The following is an 18,781-nucleotide window of genomic DNA, read 5'->3' as shown; positions in this document are numbered from 1 at the left end:
GGTGTCAGAGGCCCGCGGCGTCGGCGGTGGCCTCGGCGATCGCGGGCGAGCAGGTCATGCCGCGCCCGCCGGGGCCGGTGACCAGCCAGGCGCCGTCGGCGACCTGCTGGCGGTGCACCACGCGGGTGGTGTCGACGCACTGGGCGTAGACGCCGGCCCAGCGGCGGCGGATCTTCGGCAGCGGCCGGCCGAGCAGTTCCTCGCTGACGGCGGCGACGTGCTCGTACGGGTCCTCGACGACGTCGAAGCCGAACGGCTGGTCGTACTCGTGGGTGTCGCCGATGGTCAGGCCGCCGTCCTTGCGCTGGACCATCAGCAGCTGCATCTTGTGCTCGGCGGCGACCGGCGGCTGCGGCTGGACGGCGCGCAGCGCGTCGAGCTCGGGGCCGGCGAAGGCGGGGTAGTAGCGGAAGGAGTCGCCGTCGGCGACCGAGGTGGTGAGGGTCTCGCCGAGCGGGTCGGTCTGCATCATCTGCAGGCGCACCCGGCGCACCGGCAGGTCGGGGACGAGTTCGCGGACCAGGCCGCCGAGCCAGGCGCCGGTGCACAGGATCACCAGGTCGCCCTGGTGCAGCTGCCCGTGGTCGTCGCGGACGGCGGAGGCGCCGACCACCTCGCGGACCTCGCGTCCGGGCAGGAAGGCGTAGCGGCCGGTGGCCTCCAGCGCGGCGCGCAGCGCGGGCTGGGCGACCCGGGACTCGACGGCGCCGTCGCGGGTGCAGTGCAGGCCGCCGAGGAAGCTGCCGCGCAGCGCGGGGTTGACGGCGCGGACCTCCTCGGGGGAGAGCAGCCGGTAGCCGCGGGCGGCGGCGTCGGGCAGCTCGACGGCGGCTTCGGCGACGGCGAGTTCGGCCTCGGTGCGGGCCAGGGTGAGCGAGCCGTTGGCGCGGAACCACAGGCCGGGGACGCGGGCGCCGATCTGCTCCCACAGTTCGCGGGCGCGCAGCGCGACCTCGAGTTCCTCGCCGGCGGCGCGTCCGCTGACCCACACCAGTCCGAAGTTGCGGACGGACGCGCCGCGCGCCTCGGCCTCGCGCTCCAGGTGGACGACCTCGTGGCCGCGCTCGACGGCCTGCCAGGCGTGCATGGTGCCCAGCACCCCGGCTCCTACGATGATGACCTTCATGCGGACAGACTCGGGCTTCGAGGTGGCCGCAGTCCGTCCGGCTCCCGTCGGGCAGGTGAACCGCCCGCAAGAGTTGTCCATACAACCTGGCGGCCGGTGGGCGGGTCGTCAGCGCACCACGCGGGCCCGCAGGTAGTTGCGCCGCCCGAATCGCGGCTCGTCGACCGCGGTGAGCTCCTCCACCTGGAGCCGGTACAGCGCGGCGGCGCCCCGGCCGGCCAGGAACTGTTCGCGCACCGCGGAGTCGCGGGCGAAGTCGGGGTAGCGGCCCCGGTACGCGGCGAGCGCGGCCTCGGCCTGCTTGCCCCAGGCCTCGCCGGCCCGGCCGGTGAGCTGGATGCCGCGCAGCTGCTCGCCGTAGGCCGGCGGGGGCAGGTGGACGGTGGCGGAGGCCCGGGCGTCCTCGGCGAGGTGCAGGCTGTGCCGGGTGGAGCGCTCGCTGACGAAGTACAGCACCAGGTCGGCGTCGAAGGCGTAGAACGCCAGGTTGGCGTGCGGCCCGAGTTCGTGGCCGGCGGTGGCCAGGCTGAGCACCGTGCTGTCCGCGAGGAGCCCCTCCACCCCCTTCCCGAGCTCGTCCGCGGGCCAGTCCCCCTGGGTGACGTCGAGTCGGTACGGCATGGCGCATCCCTCCGCAGAGCTGCAGAAAACACCGAGCCGGGCGGGGGTCCGTCTCCGGCCCCGGCCCGGCTCACATGCTCTCCCCGCCCGGCTCGGCGGCACAAGGGTCCGACCGGCCCCGGCGCTCGGTCAGGCCGTCCCGACCCCGAGGACGGGCCCGAGCGGCCCGGTGCGCAGCCGGTCGACCAGCGGCGCGGCCCGCCCGGCGAGCAGCGCGAGGACGGCCGCCACCAGGACGCCGACCACGGCGCCGACCGCCACGTCGTGCGGGTAGTGCGCGCCGACCCAGACCCGGGAGGCGCCCATCAGCACGGCGGCGAGCAGGCCGATCCCGCCGAGCCGGCGGTCGGCGAACCAGAGCGCGGTGGCGGCGGCGAACGCGATCACCGTGTGGTTGCTCGGGAACGACCAGTCGCCGGGGGCGGGGCAGGCCTCCAGCGGGACGGTGCCGGCGATCTGCTGGCAGGGCCGGACCTCCTCGACCAGCCCCTTGAGCACCGAGTTGGCCAGGTACGCGACGACCACGATCAGCGGCGAGGCCAGCACCCGGGCCATCACGGCCGAGTCGGCGGACCGGGCCCGCCACCAGCCCCGGAGCATCAGCAGCGCGAAGACGCCGAGGCCGAGCGCCGACCAGGCGGTGACCAGCTGGTCGAACCAGTGCGGCGCGGCCCCGGCCCACCCGGTGATGCGGGTGTAGAGGCCGCCGTCGATGCCGCTGCCGTCGTACGCGAGCAGGCGGGCGGGGGGATGAACATTCGGGATCACAGGGACAAGATGTACCAGAACGGACGCGTGCTGCGGCTCACTCGCCGCTCCGAGCGACGTTCCGAGGACGCCTTCGAGGGGCAGGGACTGGGGCAAGGCTGGCGGACCTCCCGTTACGTTGGGGGGTGTCCGTGTCGGGGCCACCCCCCGGGCGTCTACAGTGGTGTAGACGTCGATCGACGGAACTGTAGACGAACGCCGGAGGTTCGCGCGACATGACGGACTCGACCGCCCGCCGCCCGGCGGGGGAACTCGAAGCCCAGGTGCTCGCCGCCCTCTGGGCCGCCGGCGCCCCGCTCACCCCCCAGCAGGTGCAGGACGCCGTCGACGCCGAGCTGGCCCGCACCACCGTCGCCACCATCCTGGCCAGGCTGCACGAGAAGGGCACCGTCGCCCGCACCAAGGCCGGCCGGGCCTTCGCCTACACCCCCACCGTCCAGGACGCCGACGGCCTCGCCGCCCGCCGGATGCGCACCGAGCTCGACCGCGGCCGCGACCGCTCCACCGTCCTCGCCCGGTTCGTCTCCGACCTCTCCGACGAGGACGAGCGCCTGCTCCGCGACCTGCTCGGGGAGCAACCGTGACCATCGCCGTCTGGGCCCCCCTGCTGCTGCCGCTGCTCGCCGCCCCGCTGGCCCGCCGCCTCGCCGAGCAGCTCGCCCCGCGCGCCGCCGCCCTCACCCTGGCCGCCACCGCCGCCGCCCTCGGCACCGCCGCGCTGGCCTCGCTCGGCCTGCTCGCCGTCACCGGCCTGCTGCACCTGCCGTACGCCGCCGCGCTCGCCCACCTCTCCCCGCCCGCTGGCACCCCGGCGCGCTGGCCGGCGGCGAATGGGCGCCCGCCGCCGTCGCCGCCGCGCTCGCCCTGCTGGTGATCGGCGCGCTCGCCGTCCGCACCGCCCGCCACCAGCTGGCCGACCTGCGCCGCGCCCGCCGCGCCACCGGCGACGCCCCGGCCGGCCTGCGCGCCCACCTGCGCCGAGGCGACCCGGCCGCCGCCGCGCTCACCGTCCTCGACGACGACCGCGCCGACGCCTACGCACTGCCCGGCCGCCCGCCCCGGATCGTCGCCACCCGCGGCATGCTGGCCGCGCTCAGCGCCCCCGAGCGGGCCGCCCTGCTTGCCCACGAACGCGCCCACCTGACCGGCCGCCACCACCTGCTGCTGGCCGCCGCCGAGTACGCCGCCGCCTGCCACCCGGCGCTCCGCCCGCTGCGCGCCGCGCTCGGCTACCACCTGGAGCGCTGGGCCGACGAGTGCGCCGCCGCCGAGGTCGGCGACCGGGCGCTCACCGCCCGCGCGATCGGCCGGGCCGCCCTGGCCGCCTCCCGCGCCCCGCCGACCCGCGCCCCGGCTGGCCCCGCCGCGGCCGGCGGGCCCGTGCCGCAACGGGTCCGCGCCCTGCTCGCCCCCGGCCCGCCGCGCCGCCGCCGCGCCGTGCGCACGCTGGCCGCGCTCGCGCTGGCCGGCTGCCTCGCCGCCACCGCGGCCACCGCCGCCGAGGCCGGCCACGACCTGCACCGCGCGGTCGAGACCGCCCAGGGCGAACGCCCCGCCCAGCACGGCTGACCCGCCCGGGCGGGCACCGGAACCGACCAGTGTGCACCGGCGGCCGCCGGGCGGACGACTCTTCTTCCCGGCCCGGCGTGTCCGCGCCGACCGGCCTTACGCTGACAGCCGACGGCGAGACGGGGGTACGAATGCAGCGCGGAACCAGAGGCGCCGACCGCCCGCCGACCCGGGCGCACGCCCCGGCCCGGGCGTACGACCGGGCCATGGCGGGCGAGCGGACCGCGCCCGGCGACCACGCCGTCCGCCCCGAGATCGAGGACTCCTGGGCCCGGCTGCGCCGCCTCGGCCTCGACCCGGAGCGCTCCCGCGAGACCCACCGCATGCCGCTCGCCGAGCTGGAGGAGCTGCGCCGCGCCACCGGCCTCGCCACGGTGCTGCCGGTGCTGCGCGCCACCCTGTTCGCGCCCGGCGACGCCACCCCGCTGGTGCTGGCGGTCTCCGACCCGAAGGCCCGGATCCTGTGGATGGAGGGCGAGCACCGGCTGCGCCGCGCCGTGGACGCGATCGGCTTCGAACCGGGCGCGCTCTGGTCCGAGGACGCGGTCGGCACCAACGGCATCGGCCTGGCCGCCCGCACCGCCCGGCCCTCCCAGGTGCACTCCGCCGAGCACTACCTGCGCAGCCACCACAACTGGACCTGCTTCGGCGTGCCGATCCGCGACCCGCGCACCGGCCGCCCGGCCGGCGTCGTCGACCTGAGCGGCCCCGCCGCCGGCGGCCCGCACTACCTGCGGCAGCTCGCGCTGACCGCCGCCCGGCTCGCCGAGACCGAACTCCGCGCCGCCCACCTGGAGGGGCTGCACCGGCTGCGCACCGTCGCCGTCCCGCTGCTGGCCCGCTTCGGCGGCCCCGCCCTGGTCGTCGACCCGTCCGGCTGGACGGCCGCCGCCGTCGGCATCCCCGGCCCGCCCCGGCTGGCGCTGCCGCCGGACAGCTGGGAGGGCGGCGGCGTGCACTTCGTGCCGACGCTCGGCGAGTGCACGGTGGAGCCGCTCGCCGACGGCTGGCTGCTGCGCCCGAGCGAGCCCCGGCCCGCCGCCCCGGCCGAACCCGCCGGGCCCGGCCTGGTGGAACTGGACCTGCGCCGCCCGGAACGCCCCGAGCTGCGGGTGAACGGCAGCGCGGGCTGCTGGTCGCACACCCCGAGCCCGCGGCACACCGAGCTGCTCCTGCTGCTGTCCCTGCACCGGGACGGCCTGAGCGCCGCCGAACTCGCCGAGGCGCTGTTCGCCGAGCCGGCCCGCACCGTCACCGTCCGCGCCGAACTCTCCCGGCTGCGACGGCACTTGGGCCCGCTGCTGGAGGCCCGCCCGTACCGGCTGTCGGCCTGCGCCGAGGTGACGGTGTTCGGGCCCGACGACCCGTACGACATGCTGCCGGGCTCGGCCGCACCCGCCGTGCGGGCGCTGCGGGCCGACCTGGCGCACGGGGTGCTGCGGCTGCCCCGGTCGCCCCGGGCGGCTCAGCCCTCGGCCAGCAGCTGCGCCAACTCCTCGTCGCTGGGCAGTAGTTCGCCCGCCCGGCCGTCCGGCACGAGCCGGTAGGTGCGTTCCAGCCAGGCTTTCACCTGCGGCCGGGACGCCTCCAGCAGCGCGCTGCCGTGCGGGGAGTCCAGCGCCAGGTGCAGGGTCGCGCCGTGGCAGGGGCAGTGCGCGGGCCACAGCTTGACGTCGCCCTGGCCGCTCAACGACTCCAGGCCGTCGCGCAGCAGCTCGCGGGAGAACACCCAGTCCGCCTCGTCGGGACGCCCCAGGTGGAAGGTCAGGCGCACCTCGTACGGGGCCGCGGCCTCGTAGCGGAACCGGGTGTGCACCTCACCGACCAGGTCCTGGTCGAGGGCGATCCGCAGCACCAGCACCTCCTCCACCGCACGGGGAGCGGCGGCTCCGTCCGGCTCGCCGCCCGTGGGGGTGGCGGCGAGCGGACGGTCGGACGGGGCGGACAGCGGGTCGCACGGCATGACGATCTCTCCGAAGCGGCTGGGTACCCGCCCAGCGTGCTCCGGCGCACCGGCGCCCGCAACGGTTGCATGGGGTTGCACGCGGCGCACCGGGTGGCGAGTTCCGGCCACGCGGAGCCACCGGGGGTCGCCAACCGGCCAGCGGGGCAAGGGACTCGATTCGGACGCCGGTTCGGTCCGGGATCTGGCGGTCCGTCAGACCGCTGGTAGTCTCGTCCCTCCCGCGCCGTTCGTCCGGGCCCGCCCGGGCGGCGCCGGGTGCGGCGTCACGTCCGGTCCGGACGCCCGACGCGGACCAGACCAGGAAGGGGAGCCCGGTGGCGCTCCGCGAGCACTCCCGGCCCGTCGCCGCGGGCCGCACCGGACGGCACGGCCGGCCCCGGCCCTTCGGCGGGCGGCTGCGGCTGCCCACCATCCGCTTCTCCGGCGCGGCGATGGCGATGTCCACCGTGGTCGGGATCAGCCTGGCCACCACCTGGCTGCTCAACGAGCAGCAGCAGATCGGCCGCCGCCCCGGGGTCACCGTCGGCGGCCCGCCCGCGCCCAGCCCGGACCCGTCCGAGCCCGCACCCGAGGCCACCCCCGTCGAGGGGCCCGCCACCACCCAGGCCGCGCCGCTGCCCGGCCGCGCCTCGACGAGCCCGACGGCCCGCCCCGGCACACGCCCCGCCGCGGTCACCGCCACCCCGGTGACGACCGCCTCGGCGAGCAGCCCCGCGGCCCCGTCGACCACGCCCGCCCCGTCGCCGCTGCCCACCGGCCCGGCCGCGCCGTCGCCCTCCGCGAGCGGCACCGGCACCCCGCTGGCCCCGACGCCCTCGCCGTCCGCGACACCGCGACCCGACCTCCAGCCGCCCGTTCCCTCGTCCTCCCCGGCGCCGACCCACCCGCTGGGCGGCACCGCCCGGGTCGACGCCCTCGGCCGGGCCGGCACCCGGCACACCGTGCAGGTGCGGCTGGACGAGTCGATGACGGCCCTCCAGGTCGAGTTCCGGCTCGCCCGGCCGGCCGCGCTGCCCGGCACCGCCCCGCGACCGACCTGCCGGGTGCGGTCGTCACCGTCGCCCTGGAACGCGACACCCTGATCTACCGCTTCACCACCCCGTCCGACCTCCCGCTGGCCCCGGGCACCTACACCTTCACCGTCACCGGCGCCCTCGCCGCTCCGACCCCCACCGCCCCGGAGACCTGGACGGCCTCCGCCTTCGCCCTCCCCACCAGCCGCGCGGTCGCCGCCCGCGGCAGCTTCTGACTCCGGCGGCGCGGCGAGAGCCCCTTCGGGGGCTCGGGGTGCGTAACCAGGGGCTCGGGGAACGGCGAGGCCGAGTCTGCGGAGGATCAAAGGGGCGCGAATCGGTCCGGCTGCTTCGGGCCACCGTCCTGAGGCCCGCCGCAACACGACCTCGCCGTTCCCCGAGCCCTGGGCCCGGCTCCGGCCCCTACTCGAAGGCCGCCCGGATCGCCCGGGTGCGCCGGAGGTCGTCCGTGCAGTCCGCCAGGTTGCGGCGCAGCGACGGCGTCAGCCCCGGGTCGCCGAGGGCGGTTTCGGCGGCGGCCACCACCTCCGGGCCGGCCTGGGCGACCGGGAAGAGGGTGGCGCCGAGCAGGCGGGCGATGATGTCGCCGCGCTGCGCGGCCTCGCCGATCCGCTCGAAGAAGCGCAGCGCGTACGCGGTCTGCTCGGTCTCGTCGCCGGAGGCCCAGAAGCCGCGGGCGGTGGCCTCCAGCAGGCGGTTGGACATCGCGTCGGGGGTGAACAGGTCGTGCCAGGCGCGGGCCTTGGCCTCGCTGTCGGGCCGGGCGGCGCGGCAGCGGGCGGCGCCGAAGTCGGCCTCGGTGCCGGGTTCGCGGGCGGTCTCGGCGGCGATCCGGTCCTCGTCGAGTTCGCCGAGCGCGGCCAGTCGGGCCAGGCCCGCCCAGCGCAGTTCGGGGCCGAGCTCCAGCCCGGCGGGGACGCCCTCGCCGGCCAGCCAGCCGCGCAGTTCGGCGAGCTGCTGCTCGCCGCCGGAGCTGTCCACGGCGGCGCGCAGCGCGGCCAGCCGGATGCCCTCGCTGCCGCCGTCGGCGAGCAGTGCGCGGGCGGTGCGGCTGACGGCGGCCAGGCCCTCGGTGCGGCGCTCGCCGGTGAGGTGGCGGCCGGCGACGTGGACGCGGGCGAAGGTGAGCACCGTCTCGACGATGACGTCGCTGGTCTCGGCGGGCAGGTGACGCTCCATCAGGCGGAGGTACTCGGCCGGGTCGAGTTCGGCGTCGCGGACCAGGTCGCGGGCGTGCTCCCAGAGGACGGCGCGGGTGACGTCGTCGCCGATCGTGGAGAGCGACTCGGTGACGAGCCGCCAGGAGTGCGCGTCCAGCCGGATCTTGGCCCAGGTGAGGTCGCCGTCGTTGGGGACGACCAGCTGGGCGCCGGCCTCGACCAGGGCGGGCACGGCGACCCGGCGGCCGGGGCCGATCTCGACGGCGGCGCGGCCGGCCGGGACGAGCCGGCCGTCCTCGACCCGGTGGCCGCCGACCTCGATCAGGTGCGGCCGCTCGCCCTCGTTGACCACGGTGAGCGCGGTCAGGGTGCCGTCGTCGGCGCGCTCGGTCTCGGCGCGCAGCGTGTCGACGCCGCTGGTGCGCAGCCAGGCGTCGGCCCAGCCGTGCACGTCGCGGCCGCTGGCGGTGGCCAGCGCGGCCAGGAAGTCGGGGAGTTCGGCGTTGCCGTACAGGTGGTCGGCGAAGTACGCGTTGAGGCCGGCGAAGAACGCCTCGTCGCCGAGCCAGGCGACGAGCTGGCGCAGCGCGGACGCGCCCTTGGCGTAGGAGATGCCGTCGAAGTTGACCATCGCCTCGGCCACCGAGCGGGTGCCGTTGCCGGCCACCGGGTGGGTGGAGGAGCGCTGGTCGGCGTCGTAGCCCCAGCCCTTGCGCTGGGCGGCGAAGGCCGTCCAGGTGCCGGTGAAGCGGGTGGACTCGGCGGCGATCCGGTAGCCGAGCATCTCGGCGAACGACTCGTTCAGCCACAGGTCGTCCCACCAGCGCATGGTGACCAGGTCGCCGAACCACATGTGGGCCATCTCGTGGCAGATCACCATGGCGCGGCGCTCGTGGTCGGCCTCGGTGGCCGGGGAGCGGAACAGCATCTCGTCGCGGAACACCACGCAGCCGGGGTTCTCCATCGCGCCCCAGTTGAACTCGGGCACGAAGGCCTGGTGGTACTCGCCGAAGGGGTAGCGCTCGTCGAAGAGTTCGTGCAGCCGGTCCAGCGAGGCGGCCGTCACCTCGAACAGCTCGGGGGCCTCGCGGTCGAGTTCGGCGGCCAGCGAGCGGCGGGCGTGCAGGCCCAGCGGGATGCCGTCGTGCTCGCCGTACACCGAGTGCAGCGGGCCCGCGACGACCGTGAACAGGTAGGTGGAGATCGGCTTGGTGGCGGCGAACTCCCAGTGCCCGCCGTCGGACTTGACCGGCGCCCCGTTGGCGACCAGCGTCCACTCCCCGGGCGCGGTGGCGGTGAGGGTGATCGGGGCCTTCAGGTCGGGCTGGTCGAAGCAGGCGAAGACCTTCGCGGCCAGGTCCGGGCCGCAGGTGGCGTACAGGTAGACCGCGTCGTCGGCGGGGTCGGTGTAGCGGTGCAGGCCCTCGCCGGTGCGCGAGTAGCGCATCTCGGCCTCGATCAGCAGCTCGTTCTCGGCGAGCAGGCCGGGCAGCGCGAGGCGGTTGCCGTCCAGGTCGGCCACGTCCAGCGGTCGGCCGTTCAGCACGGCCCGGTGCAGGGCGGCCGGCTCCAGGTCGACGAAGCTGTCGGCGCCGGGCTCGGCGCACCCGAACCGGATCACGGTGGTGCTGCCGAACCGCTCCGCCCCCCGGGTCAGGTCGAGGTCGACGGTGTAGCCGCGGACCTCCAGGAGGCGGGCACGGACAGTTGCTTCGGCTCGTTGCAGTGCTGGCATGACTGCATGCTCGCCGAGCCCGCCCGGGCCCGGCAAGCGTGTTCGACCGGGATTCGCTGGCGGCGTACCGCGGCGGGCCCGGACCGTTGGCTAGGGTGGTCGCGGCGGCGAGTCTAGGAGGAGCACGTGACGTCTGTTCTGGTGCAGGGCGGCAACGCACCGCTCGGTGCGGGCCGGGTCGTGGTGGAGGTCACCGCGCCCAAGCAGCTGGACGTGTCCGGGCTGCTGCTCACCCAGTCCGGCAAGGTCCGTTCGGATGCGGACTTCGTGTTCTTCAACGCCCCGAGCGGCCCGGGCGTGACGCACCGTCCGGCCGCCGGCGGCGCCCCCGACGCGATCACCGTCGACACCTCCGGCGTGCCCGCCGAGATCACCCGGATCGTGGTCACCGCCTCGCTCGACGACCGGCAGGCCACCTTCGCCGGCACCGAGCCCACCGCGACCGTCCGGGACGCCGACAGCGGCCGCGAACTCTTCACCTTCACCCCGCCCCGGCTCGGCCGGGAGACCGCCCTGGTGGTGGTCGAGGTCTACCGCCGCGGCGCCGAGTGGAAGATCCGCGCCGTCGGCCAGGGCTACGCCAACGGCCTGGCCGGCATCGCCACCGACTTCGGCGTCTCCGTCGAGGACGAGGCCCCGGCCGCCGCCGTCCCCTCCGCGCCGCCGGTCCCGCCCGCACCGCCCGCCGCACCGCCGGTGCCCGCCGCCGCCCCGGCGTCCGCCACCCCGCCGCCGATGCCCTCCGGCTCCCCCGCGGTCGGCAAGATCACCCTCGACAAGGGCCGGGTCAACCTGGTCAAGGGCGGCTCGGTCTCCCTGGAGAAGGCCGGCAAGCCCTTCCTCGCCTCGGTCCGGATGGGCCTGGGCTGGGAGCCCGCCGGCCGCGGCCGCGGCATCGACCTGGACGCCTCGGTGATCGCCTTCAACGCGAACCGCGAGCGGATCGAGACCGCCTGGTTCATGAAGCTCTCGGTCTTCAACGGCGCGATCGCCCACTCCGGCGACAACCTCACCGGCAAGGGTGGCGGCGACGACGAGGCCATCACCGTCCACCTCGGCGGCCTGCCCCCCGAGGTCTGCGGGCTGGTCTTCGTCGTCAACTCCTTCTCCGGCCAGAAGTTCACCGACGTCAAGAACGCCTACTGCCGCCTGGTCGACGCCACCACCGGCGAGGAACTCGTCCGCTTCGACCTCACCCACGCCGAACCCCGCACCGGCGTCGCCATGTGCAAGCTGGTCCGCCAGTTCTCCGGCGAATGGGTCATGACCGCCCTGGGCGAGTACGTCGACGCCAAGACCGCCCGCTCCATGGTCAAGCCCGCCGCCGCCATGCTCTGACACACCCCCGGAGTCGCCGGCGGGGCCCGCGGCGTCATGCCGCGGGCCCCGCCGGGGAGTTGAGTGGCCGTCAGCCGCGGGTGGCCATCGCGCGGAGGAAGAACGTCAGGTTCGCGGGGCGCTCCGCGAGGCGGCGCATGAAGTAGCCGTACCACTCCTGGCCGTAGGGGAGGTAGACGCGCATGGTGTTGCCGGCCTCGGCGAGCCGGAGCTGCTCCTCGGGGCGGATGCCGAAGAGCATCTGGTACTCGAACGAGGTGACGTCGCGGCGGTTCCACTCGGCCAACTGGCCCGCGATCTTGATCATGTTGGGGTCGTGCGAGGCCACCATCGGGTAGCCCTGACCGGCCATCAGGACCTTCAGCGCGCGGACGTACGCGAGGTCGACCTCGCGCTTGCCCTGGAAGGCGACCGACTCGGGCTCCTTGTAGGCGCCCTTGCAGATGCGGACCCGGGAACCCTCGTGGGCGAGGTCGCGGCAGTCGGCCTCGGTGCGGCGCAGGTACGCCTGGAGGACGACGCCGAGCCACGGGAAGTCGGCGCGCAGCTCGCGGGCGATGCCGAGGGTGGAGTCGGTGGTGGTGTGGTCCTCCATGTCGAGGGTCACCGTGGTGCCGGCGTCGGCGGCGGCCTGGCAGATCCGGCGGGCGTTCTCCAGTGCGATCTTCTCGCCGTCGACCGGCAGGAACTGGCCGACCGCGGAGAGCTTGACGGAGACCTCGGCGTCGGCGGCGAGGCCGGTCTCCTTGAGGGCGGTCAGCAGGTGCTCGTAGGCCAGCGCGGTGGCGGCGGCCTGCTCGGCGTCCTTGGTGTCCTCGCCGAGGTGGTCGAGGGTGACCTTGCGGCCGCTGCTGACCAGCGTCTCGGTCGCGCTCACGCCCTGGTCGAGGCGGTCGCCGGCGACGAAGCGCTCGACTATCGCGTGGGTGGGCGGGAACTTCTCGACCATGGTGCGCACCTGCGGGGAGCGCGAGGCGGCGAGGAGGGCGGAACGGAGCATCGTGGACTCCCGATCAAGGATCAGCTGGTGGGGAGAGGTGCGGGGCGGCCGGGGTGGCGGCCGCCCCGCAGAACGGCACTGAGGCTTCGTCAGCCCATGTGCGGGTAGCGGTAGTCCGTCGGCGGGACGAACGTCTCCTTGATGGACCGGGTGGACGTCCAGCGCATCAGGTTCTGCTTGGCGCCGGCCTTGTCGTTGGTGCCGGAGGCGCGGCCGCCGCCGAAGGGCTGCTGGCCGACGACGGCGCCGGTCGGCTTGTCGTTGATGTAGAAGTTGCCGGCGGCGTTGCGCAGCACGTGCATGGCGTGCTCGACGGCCGTGCGGTCCTGGGCGATGATCGAGCCGGTCAGGCCGTAGGAGGAGACCGACTCCATCTGCGCGAGCATCTCGTCGTAGTTCTCGTCCTGGTAGACGTGCACGGCGAGGATCGGGCCGAAGTACTCGTCCTTGAAGTACTCGGCGGCCGGGTCCTCGCAGACCAGCACGGTCGGGCGGACGAACCAGCCGACCGAGTCGTCGTAGCTGCCGCCGGCCAGGACCTCGACCTTGGGGTCGGCCTGGGCGCGGTCGATCGCGGCCTTGTTCTTGGCGAAGGAGCGGTCGTCGATGACGGCGCCCATGAAGTTCGCCAGGTCGGTGACGTCGCCCATGGTGAGCCACTCGACCTCGTCGCGGAACTCGTCCTTCAGCTCGGCCCAGATCGAGGCCGGCACGTAGGCGCGGGACAGCGCCGAGCACTTCTGGCCCTGGAACTCGAAGGCGCCGCGGGTCATCGCGGTCTTCAGGACGGCCTTGTCGGCGGACGGGTGGGCGACCAGGAAGTCCTTGCCGCCGGTCTCGCCGACGATCCGCGGGTAGGTGCGGTAGCCGGCGATGTTCTCGCCGACCGTGCGCCACAGGTGCTGGAAGGTGGCGGTGGAACCGGTGAAGTGGATGCCGGCCAGCGCGGGGTGCTTGAGCGCGACCTCGGAGACGTCCAGGCCGTCGCCGGTGACCATGTTGATGACGCCCTTGGGCAGGCCGGCGGCCTCCAGCAGCTGCATCAGGTAGTGCGCGGCGAACTGCTGCGTGGGGGACGGCTTCCAGATCACCACGTTGCCCATCAGCGCGGGCGCGGTCGGCAGGTTGCCGGCGATCGCGGTGAAGTTGAACGGGGTGATCGCGTAGACGAAGCCCTCCAGCGGGCGGTGGTCGCTGCGGTTCCACACGCCCTCGGAGGAGACCGGCTGCTCGGCCAGGATCTGCCGGGCGAAGTGCACGTTGAAGCGCAGGAAGTCGACCAGCTCGCAGGGGGTGTCGATCTCCGCCTGCTGGGCGGTCTTCGACTGGCCGAGCATGGTGGCGGCGGCCAGCGTCTCGCGCCAGGGCCGGCCAGCAGGTCGGCGGCGCGCAGGAAGATCGCGGCACGCGAGTCGAAGGAGAGCGCCTGCCACGCCGGCGCGGCGGCCAGCGCGGTGTCGATGGCCTCGCGCGCGTCGTCCTGGGTGGCGTTGCGCAGCGTGCCGAGCCGGGCCGCGTGGTTGTGCGGCTGCACCACGTGGAACTCGGAACCGCCGCCGAGGCGGCGCTCGCCGTTGATCGTCATGGTGAGCTGGATCGGCCCCTGGCCGCCCAGCTCCTTCAGCTTCGCCTCCAGGCGGGCCCGCTCGGGGCTCCCGGGGGCGTAGCTGTGGACCGGCTCGTTCACCGGCGCGGGGACCTGGGTCACAGCATCCATGGCGCGCACGCTCTCCTTCTCGTCATGGGACGCCGACGCGGGTCGCACGCCGGCCATGGAGGAACGCTATTCCCCGCGCCGGGCGCGAACTGTTGGCCGCGCCGCCAAAGTCCCCCGCTCGCCGTTGTCCGCCCGGACGAACACCGTCACGCCCCGGTCACGGCCCCCGGATCCTGTCCGGTTCACTAAACTCGGGGCCGGGATGTTGTCCGACCCCACGAAGGACCCGCACATGAACGGCCTGCCGCTGCGCCAGCTGCTGATGTCGCTCGGCGAACCCCTGGTCGAGCTCCAGGCCGCGCCGGCCGGGCTGGACGTGCCGGTCCGCCACGTCGCCATCCTCGACCCGGAGGACCCGCCGACCGCCGCCCCGGGCGAACTCGTCCTCGCCATCGGCGCCCGCGGCCGCGCCGCCCTCCCCGCGCTGCGCGCCGCCGGACGGGCCCGGGCCGCCGCCGTCGCCGTCAAGCTCGACGGACCCGGCCAAGCCGACGCGCTGCGCGAGGCCGCCACCGAGGCCGGCGTGGCGTTGCTGTCGGTCCGCCGCGAGACCCGCTGGGAGCACCTCGACTCGCTGGCCCGCACCCTGCTCACCGGGCCGGACAGCGCCGAGCCCGGCGAGGCCGACACCGGCGACCTGTTCTCCCTCGCCCAGACCGTGGCCGTCCTCACCGGCGGCATCGTCTCCGTCGAGGACACCTCCAGCCGGGTGCTCGCCTACTCCCGCACCTCCGAGACCGACGAGGTCGACGACCTGCGGCGGCTGTCCATCCTCGGCCGCCAGGGCCCGGAGCCGTACCTCGCCAAGCTCCGCGAGTGGGGCGTCTTCTCGCACCTGCGCGGTTCCGAGGGCGCGATCGAGATCGCCGCCCACCCGGAGCTCGGCATCCGCCGCCGCCTCGCCATCGCGATCCGCTCCGGCGCCCAGCCGCTCGGCACCATCTGGGTCCAGGAGGGCGCCCGCCCGCTGACCCCGAACGCCGCCCAGGCCCTGGTCGGCGCGGCCCGCGTCGCCGCCGGCCAACTGGTGCGCCGCCGCCGCGAGTTGTCGGCGGACGCCCGCCTCACCCAGACCCTGCTCACCGGCCTGCTGGAGGGCTCCACCGGCCCGCAGTCGCTCGCCACCCACCTCGGCCTCGACCTGCGCCGCCCGGCCACCGTCCTCGCCTACGCGCCCGCCGCCACCGACGGCCGCGACGCCGAACTCTCCCGCGACGAGGTCACCGGCCTGATCTCGGTGCACACCGCCGCCCGCCACCGCGGCGCGCTGCTCGCCCCCGTCGACTCCCGCGTCTACGTCCTGCTCCCCGAACTCCCGCCCGGTCTCCCGCAGGCCACCCTGCGCGACTGGGCCCAGGAGACCGTCGACGCCGCCCGCACCCACCTCGCCATCCCGCTGCGCGCCGCCATCGGCCCCACCGTCCCCGGCCTCTCCGAGGTGCCCGCCTCCCGCGCCCAGGCCGACCGCATCCTCGACGCGATGGGCCGCGGCGGCGTCGTCCCGGACGTCGCCGCGCTGCACGACGTGCAGGCCGAGGTCCTGGTCTCCGAGGTGCTCGCCCTGCTCCAGGACCGCCCCGAACTCCGCGACCCCCGCCTCACCGCCCTCACCGCCTACGACGCCCGGCACCACACCCGCCTCGCCGAGTCCGTCCTCGCCTACCTCGACGCCCTCGGCGAGGTCCGCACCGCCGCGGACGCCCTCCACATCCACCCCAACACCCTGCGGTACCGCGTCCGCAGGGCCGAGCAGCTGACCGGCCTCGACCTGACCCAGCCTCAGCAGCGCCTGCTGGCCATGCTCCAGTTGAGGCTCGCCGAGCACTGACCCCCTCGCACCCCGAAAGGGCAGGGTCCGCCCGGGGGAGAGCGACACCCCTCCCCGGGCGGACCCACCGATCAGCGCGTCACATGCGGTGCCACGGCCCGGTGATCGCCAGCATGATGCCCGGCTCCTGGATGTTCGCGAACAGCGTCCGCCCGTCGTGCGAGAACGTCACGCCGGTGAACTCGCTGAACTCCGGCTCCTCCGCCGTCCCGAGGTTGAGCTCGTTGCGCGCCAGCGCGTACGTCCGCCCGTCCGTGGTGGTGCCGAAGAGGTGCTGAAGCCCGTTGCCGTCCTCGGCGATGATCAGGCCGCCGTGGGGCGAGACGGTGATGTTGTCGGGGCCGTCGAAGTTGCCCTTGTCGGTCCAGATGTCGGCGTTGACGCCGAGGATGACCTTGAGCGTCAGCGTGCGGCGGACCGGGTTGTAGAACCAGACCTGCCCGTCGTGCTGGAGCGGCGACTCCTCGCGGGCGAAGGAGGAGACGAAGTAGATGCCGCCGTCGCCCCACCACATGCCTTCGAGCTTGCGGGCGCGGGTGATCTCGCCGTCCTTGAACTGCTTGCGGATCGAGACCGAACGCGCGTCCCGGTCGGCGACCTTGACCCAGTCCGCGCCGTAGGTGGTGCCGGGCTTGGTGGCCCGGGACAGGTCGTCGACCAGCTTGCCCTGGGAGTCGAACGCCTTGAGCGCCTCGAGCGCGCCGGCGTCGGCGGCCAGCGTGCGCAGCTTGCCCTTGCCGTGGCGGAAGCCGGCCGGCGGCGTCCAGCGGTAGAGCAGGCCGTTCGGCTTGGACGCGTCCTCGGTCAGGTAGGCGTGGCCGCGCTTCTCGTCGATGACGACGGCCTCGTGCGCGAACCGGCCGAAGGCCTTGATCGGCTGCGGGTCGCGGTTGGCGTCCTGGTCGTGCGGGTCGACCTCGAAGACGTAGCCGTGGTCCTTGGTGAAGCCGTTGGTGCCGGCCTTGTCCTCGGTCTCCTCGCAGGTCAGCCAGGTGTTCCACGGGGTGGCGCCGCCGGCGCAGTTGGTGGCGGTGCCGGCGATGCCGACCCACTCCCGGACCTGCCGCTTGCCGTGGCCGTGGCCCTTGCCCTGCTCGTCGCCGCGCCCGTGCCCGTGCCCGGACACCTCGACGACGGTGCAGCCGCCGGCCGCGGCCGGGTCGTACACGTAGCCGGGGAGCAGCGGCACGGGGTGCGGCCACTTGGCCCGGGGGCCGGCCAGCTCGTGGTTGTTGACCAGCAGGGTCGCGCCGTGGCGGCCCTCGAACGCGGCGGTGCCGTCGTGGTTGCTGGGGGTGCTCTCGCCGGTGACCAGGGTGGTGGTGCCGGTGCGGGTGATGATCTCGTACGAGAAGCCCTTCGGCAGCGCCAGGATGCCCTGGGGGTCGGACACCAGCTCGCCGTAGCCGACCGCGGTGTGCCCGCCCTTGGCGAGGGCGGCCTCACCGCCGGCCGGGGCGGCGATCGCACCGGGGGCGGTGGCGAGCACCTCGGCGCTGCCGGCGATCAGGACGCCTGCGCCGAGGACGGTCGAACGGTTCACGAAGTCCCGACGGGACAGCGACATGACGGTCACTCCTGGAGGGGGAGGTGTGGATCGGTGTCCGTCAGAGTCCGGGCCGCACGTGAACCGGACATGAACCCGACGCTGCGTCAACGTGCCGATCCGTGAACCGATTTGCCAACCGGAGACCGCCCCATGACCGGGGCTTTACCGCCGGCTCCAGTGCTGGGTACGCTCGATCCGCCACTGCTCCCACGCGGTCAGCCAGGCGTCCTCGGTGCCGGACGGCAGCTCGGGGGTGCCGCCCGCCCACAGGCGTTCCCAGGCGCGCTGCGCGGGCAGGCTCGGCACCTCGCTGGCGAACACGGTGTACCGCACCACTTCCTCGATCGCGGCGCAGCCCTCGGTGGTGCCGGTCAGCCAGTCGACGTGGTGGGCGAGCCGGCTGAGGTGGTTGACCATCGAGGTGACGGCGCCGTCGGCCTCGTCCTCGGACTCCGAGGCGAGCCGCATCTGCTGGCGCACCACGGTCTCCCAGCGTTCCTTGCGGTCGTCGCCGCGCAGGTGGCGGGGCAGCCGGGCGGAGCGGCCGGCCCGCAGCTGGGCCTGGATCGCGGTGGCCCGGGCGATGCCCTGCTCGACGAGTTCGCGGTGCGCGGTCAGGCCGAGTTCGCCGGGCGTCGGCTCGGGCCGGGGCGCGGCCGGGGCCGGCTGCCGGGCGGCCAGGGTCCGCAGCAGCGCGGTGCGGCCGATGATGTACTGCTCGAAGTCGGCGATCCGGCGCAGCTCGATCGCGCCGGGCGGCACGCCCCGCCCGGTGACGGTGACGGTCGCGCCGTCCATCCACAGCCGGCCGGCCCAGACGGTGCCGCCGCCGGGGCGGCGGTCCTCGTGGATCTGCAGGGCGCGCGGGTCGCCGTCCACGGTGATCCACTCGCGCAGCGCGCGGACGCCGGAGGGGGTGTCGCCCTCGTCGATGCCGAGGTGCTCCCAGACCCGGTCGCGCTCGTCCTCGACCACGTCCTCCAGGTCGGGCAGCGGCTCGGCGAGTTCCGCGCCGGGGCGGTAGGTGCGGACGGTGACGTACGGGCCGTCGGCCGCGTCCCAGTCGCCGGAGCGGACCTCGACCCAGCCGAGTTCGCCGTTGCTGACCCCGCACTCGGCGAGCACGTCCCGCCCGGGCAGGCCGCCCGTGCGGTGTTCCCAGCCGAACACCGGGAAGTCGGCGCCGGCCAACAGCCGTCGGCTGTACGCCTCCTGGTCCGCGTAGACCTCCTCGATCTCCCACGGCCCGCTCGCGCGCTGCCTCTTCATTCCTCGCCGCACCCCCGGCCACTCGCCGTACCGTCTGCCCGCCGGGCGGGCCCGGCATCGCCCCACACCATACGGCCCTGGGAACCTGTCGATCCATCAGG

15 protein-coding genes and 1 pseudogene are annotated in these 18,781 nt (G+C 75.1%); 7 read left to right on the top strand and 9 right to left on the bottom strand.

The window, feature by feature from the left end; all coding sequences use genetic code 11:
- Nucleotides 1–4: 4 nt before the first annotated feature.
- The 3 genes from KCH_RS26445 to KCH_RS26435 all read right to left on the bottom strand — a co-directional run bounded on the left by KCH_RS26445 (nt 5) and on the right by KCH_RS26435 (nt 2,515).
- The gene (locus tag KCH_RS26445) at nt 5–1,126 is read right to left on the bottom strand and encodes a TIGR03364 family FAD-dependent oxidoreductase (RefSeq protein ID WP_035867098.1); all 1,122 of its coding nucleotides are present in this window, start codon (nt 1,124–1,126) and stop codon (nt 5–7) included.
- Nucleotides 1,127–1,234: 108 nt separating this feature from the next.
- A complete protein-coding gene (locus KCH_RS37840; protein ID WP_051653473.1) occupies nt 1,235–1,747 on the bottom strand; it encodes a pyridoxamine 5'-phosphate oxidase family protein in 513 nt (170 codons plus the stop codon).
- A gap of 129 nt (nt 1,748–1,876) precedes the next feature.
- On the bottom strand, nt 1,877–2,515 hold the full coding sequence (locus KCH_RS26435) for a phosphatase PAP2 family protein (RefSeq protein ID WP_035867095.1): 639 nt from the start codon (nt 2,513–2,515) through the stop codon (nt 1,877–1,879).
- A 215-nt stretch (nt 2,516–2,730) separates the two neighbouring features.
- Here KCH_RS26435 and KCH_RS26430 point away from each other — a divergent pair, with 215 nt between their 5' ends.
- The 4 genes from KCH_RS26430 (at nt 2,731) to KCH_RS26415 (ending at nt 5,631) form a co-directional block, all read left to right on the top strand.
- The gene (locus tag KCH_RS26430; protein WP_035867094.1) at nt 2,731–3,099 is read left to right on the top strand and encodes a BlaI/MecI/CopY family transcriptional regulator; all 369 of its coding nucleotides are present in this window, start codon (nt 2,731–2,733) and stop codon (nt 3,097–3,099) included.
- Nucleotides 3,096–3,389: a hypothetical protein gene (locus KCH_RS44930; RefSeq protein WP_035867092.1), complete on the top strand. Its 294-nt coding sequence runs from the start codon at nt 3,096–3,098 to the stop codon at nt 3,387–3,389. The genes KCH_RS26430 and KCH_RS44930 overlap by 4 nt, the downstream gene beginning before the upstream one ends.
- The gene (locus tag KCH_RS26420; protein WP_244305439.1) at nt 3,386–4,084 is read left to right on the top strand and encodes a M56 family metallopeptidase; all 699 of its coding nucleotides are present in this window, start codon (nt 3,386–3,388) and stop codon (nt 4,082–4,084) included. Before KCH_RS44930 ends, KCH_RS26420 begins: the two co-directional genes overlap by 4 nt.
- A gap of 131 nt (nt 4,085–4,215) precedes the next feature.
- The gene (locus tag KCH_RS26415; RefSeq protein WP_051653472.1) at nt 4,216–5,631 is read left to right on the top strand and encodes a sigma-54-dependent transcriptional regulator family protein; all 1,416 of its coding nucleotides are present in this window, start codon (nt 4,216–4,218) and stop codon (nt 5,629–5,631) included.
- Here KCH_RS26415 and KCH_RS26410 read toward each other — a convergent pair.
- Nucleotides 5,550–6,047 carry an SsgA family sporulation/cell division regulator gene (locus KCH_RS26410; RefSeq protein WP_051653471.1) on the bottom strand — a complete coding sequence of 166 codons (498 nt, stop codon included), beginning with the start codon at nt 6,045–6,047 and terminating at the stop codon, nt 5,550–5,552. The genes KCH_RS26415 and KCH_RS26410 overlap by 82 nt on opposite strands.
- A gap of 317 nt (nt 6,048–6,364) precedes the next feature.
- On the opposite strand from KCH_RS26410, the gene KCH_RS26405 reads away from it, so the two are divergent.
- A complete protein-coding gene (locus KCH_RS26405) occupies nt 6,365–7,132 on the top strand; it encodes a hypothetical protein (protein WP_035867090.1) in 768 nt (255 codons plus the stop codon).
- A 354-nt stretch (nt 7,133–7,486) separates the two neighbouring features.
- Here KCH_RS26405 and pepN read toward each other — a convergent pair whose 3' ends face one another.
- Nucleotides 7,487–9,979: an aminopeptidase N gene (gene pepN, locus KCH_RS26400; protein WP_035867088.1), complete on the bottom strand. Its 2,493-nt coding sequence runs from the start codon at nt 9,977–9,979 to the stop codon at nt 7,487–7,489.
- Nucleotides 9,980–10,117: 138 nt separating this feature from the next.
- Here pepN and KCH_RS26395 point away from each other — a divergent pair, with 138 nt between their 5' ends.
- Entirely contained in the window at nt 10,118–11,317 is a 1,200-nt protein-coding gene (locus KCH_RS26395; protein ID WP_157032440.1) for a TerD family protein, read from the top strand.
- Nucleotides 11,318–11,387: 70 nt separating this feature from the next.
- On the opposite strand, the gene KCH_RS26390 is transcribed toward KCH_RS26395, so the two are convergent.
- Nucleotides 11,388–12,317 carry a proline dehydrogenase family protein gene (locus KCH_RS26390; protein ID WP_035867085.1) on the bottom strand — a complete coding sequence of 310 codons (930 nt, stop codon included), beginning with the start codon at nt 12,315–12,317 and terminating at the stop codon, nt 11,388–11,390.
- 89 nt (nt 12,318–12,406) lie between these two features.
- Nucleotides 12,407–14,034 (bottom strand): annotated as a pseudogene (pruA, locus tag KCH_RS26385) (L-glutamate gamma-semialdehyde dehydrogenase).
- A gap of 232 nt (nt 14,035–14,266) precedes the next feature.
- Between pruA and KCH_RS26380 the strand changes: the two are divergent.
- Nucleotides 14,267–15,862: a PucR family transcriptional regulator gene (locus KCH_RS26380; protein WP_035867083.1), complete on the top strand. Its 1,596-nt coding sequence runs from the start codon at nt 14,267–14,269 to the stop codon at nt 15,860–15,862.
- A gap of 79 nt (nt 15,863–15,941) precedes the next feature.
- On the opposite strand, the gene KCH_RS26375 is transcribed toward KCH_RS26380, so the two are convergent.
- Nucleotides 15,942–17,429 (bottom strand): alkaline phosphatase PhoX, encoded by a 1,488-nt coding sequence (locus KCH_RS26375; protein ID WP_035867082.1) that lies wholly within the window; start codon nt 17,427–17,429, stop codon nt 15,942–15,944.
- 144 nt (nt 17,430–17,573) lie between these two features.
- On the bottom strand, nt 17,574–18,680 hold the full coding sequence (locus KCH_RS26370) for a hypothetical protein (protein WP_035867079.1): 1,107 nt from the start codon (nt 18,678–18,680) through the stop codon (nt 17,574–17,576).
- Nucleotides 18,681–18,781 lie beyond the last annotated feature (101 nt).

This window comes from Kitasatospora cheerisanensis KCTC 2395, from assembly GCF_000696185.1.
Taxonomy (GTDB): Bacteria; Actinomycetota; Actinomycetes; order Streptomycetales; family Streptomycetaceae; genus Kitasatospora; species Kitasatospora cheerisanensis.
This window is presented reverse-complemented; position numbering and strand designations above follow the sequence as displayed.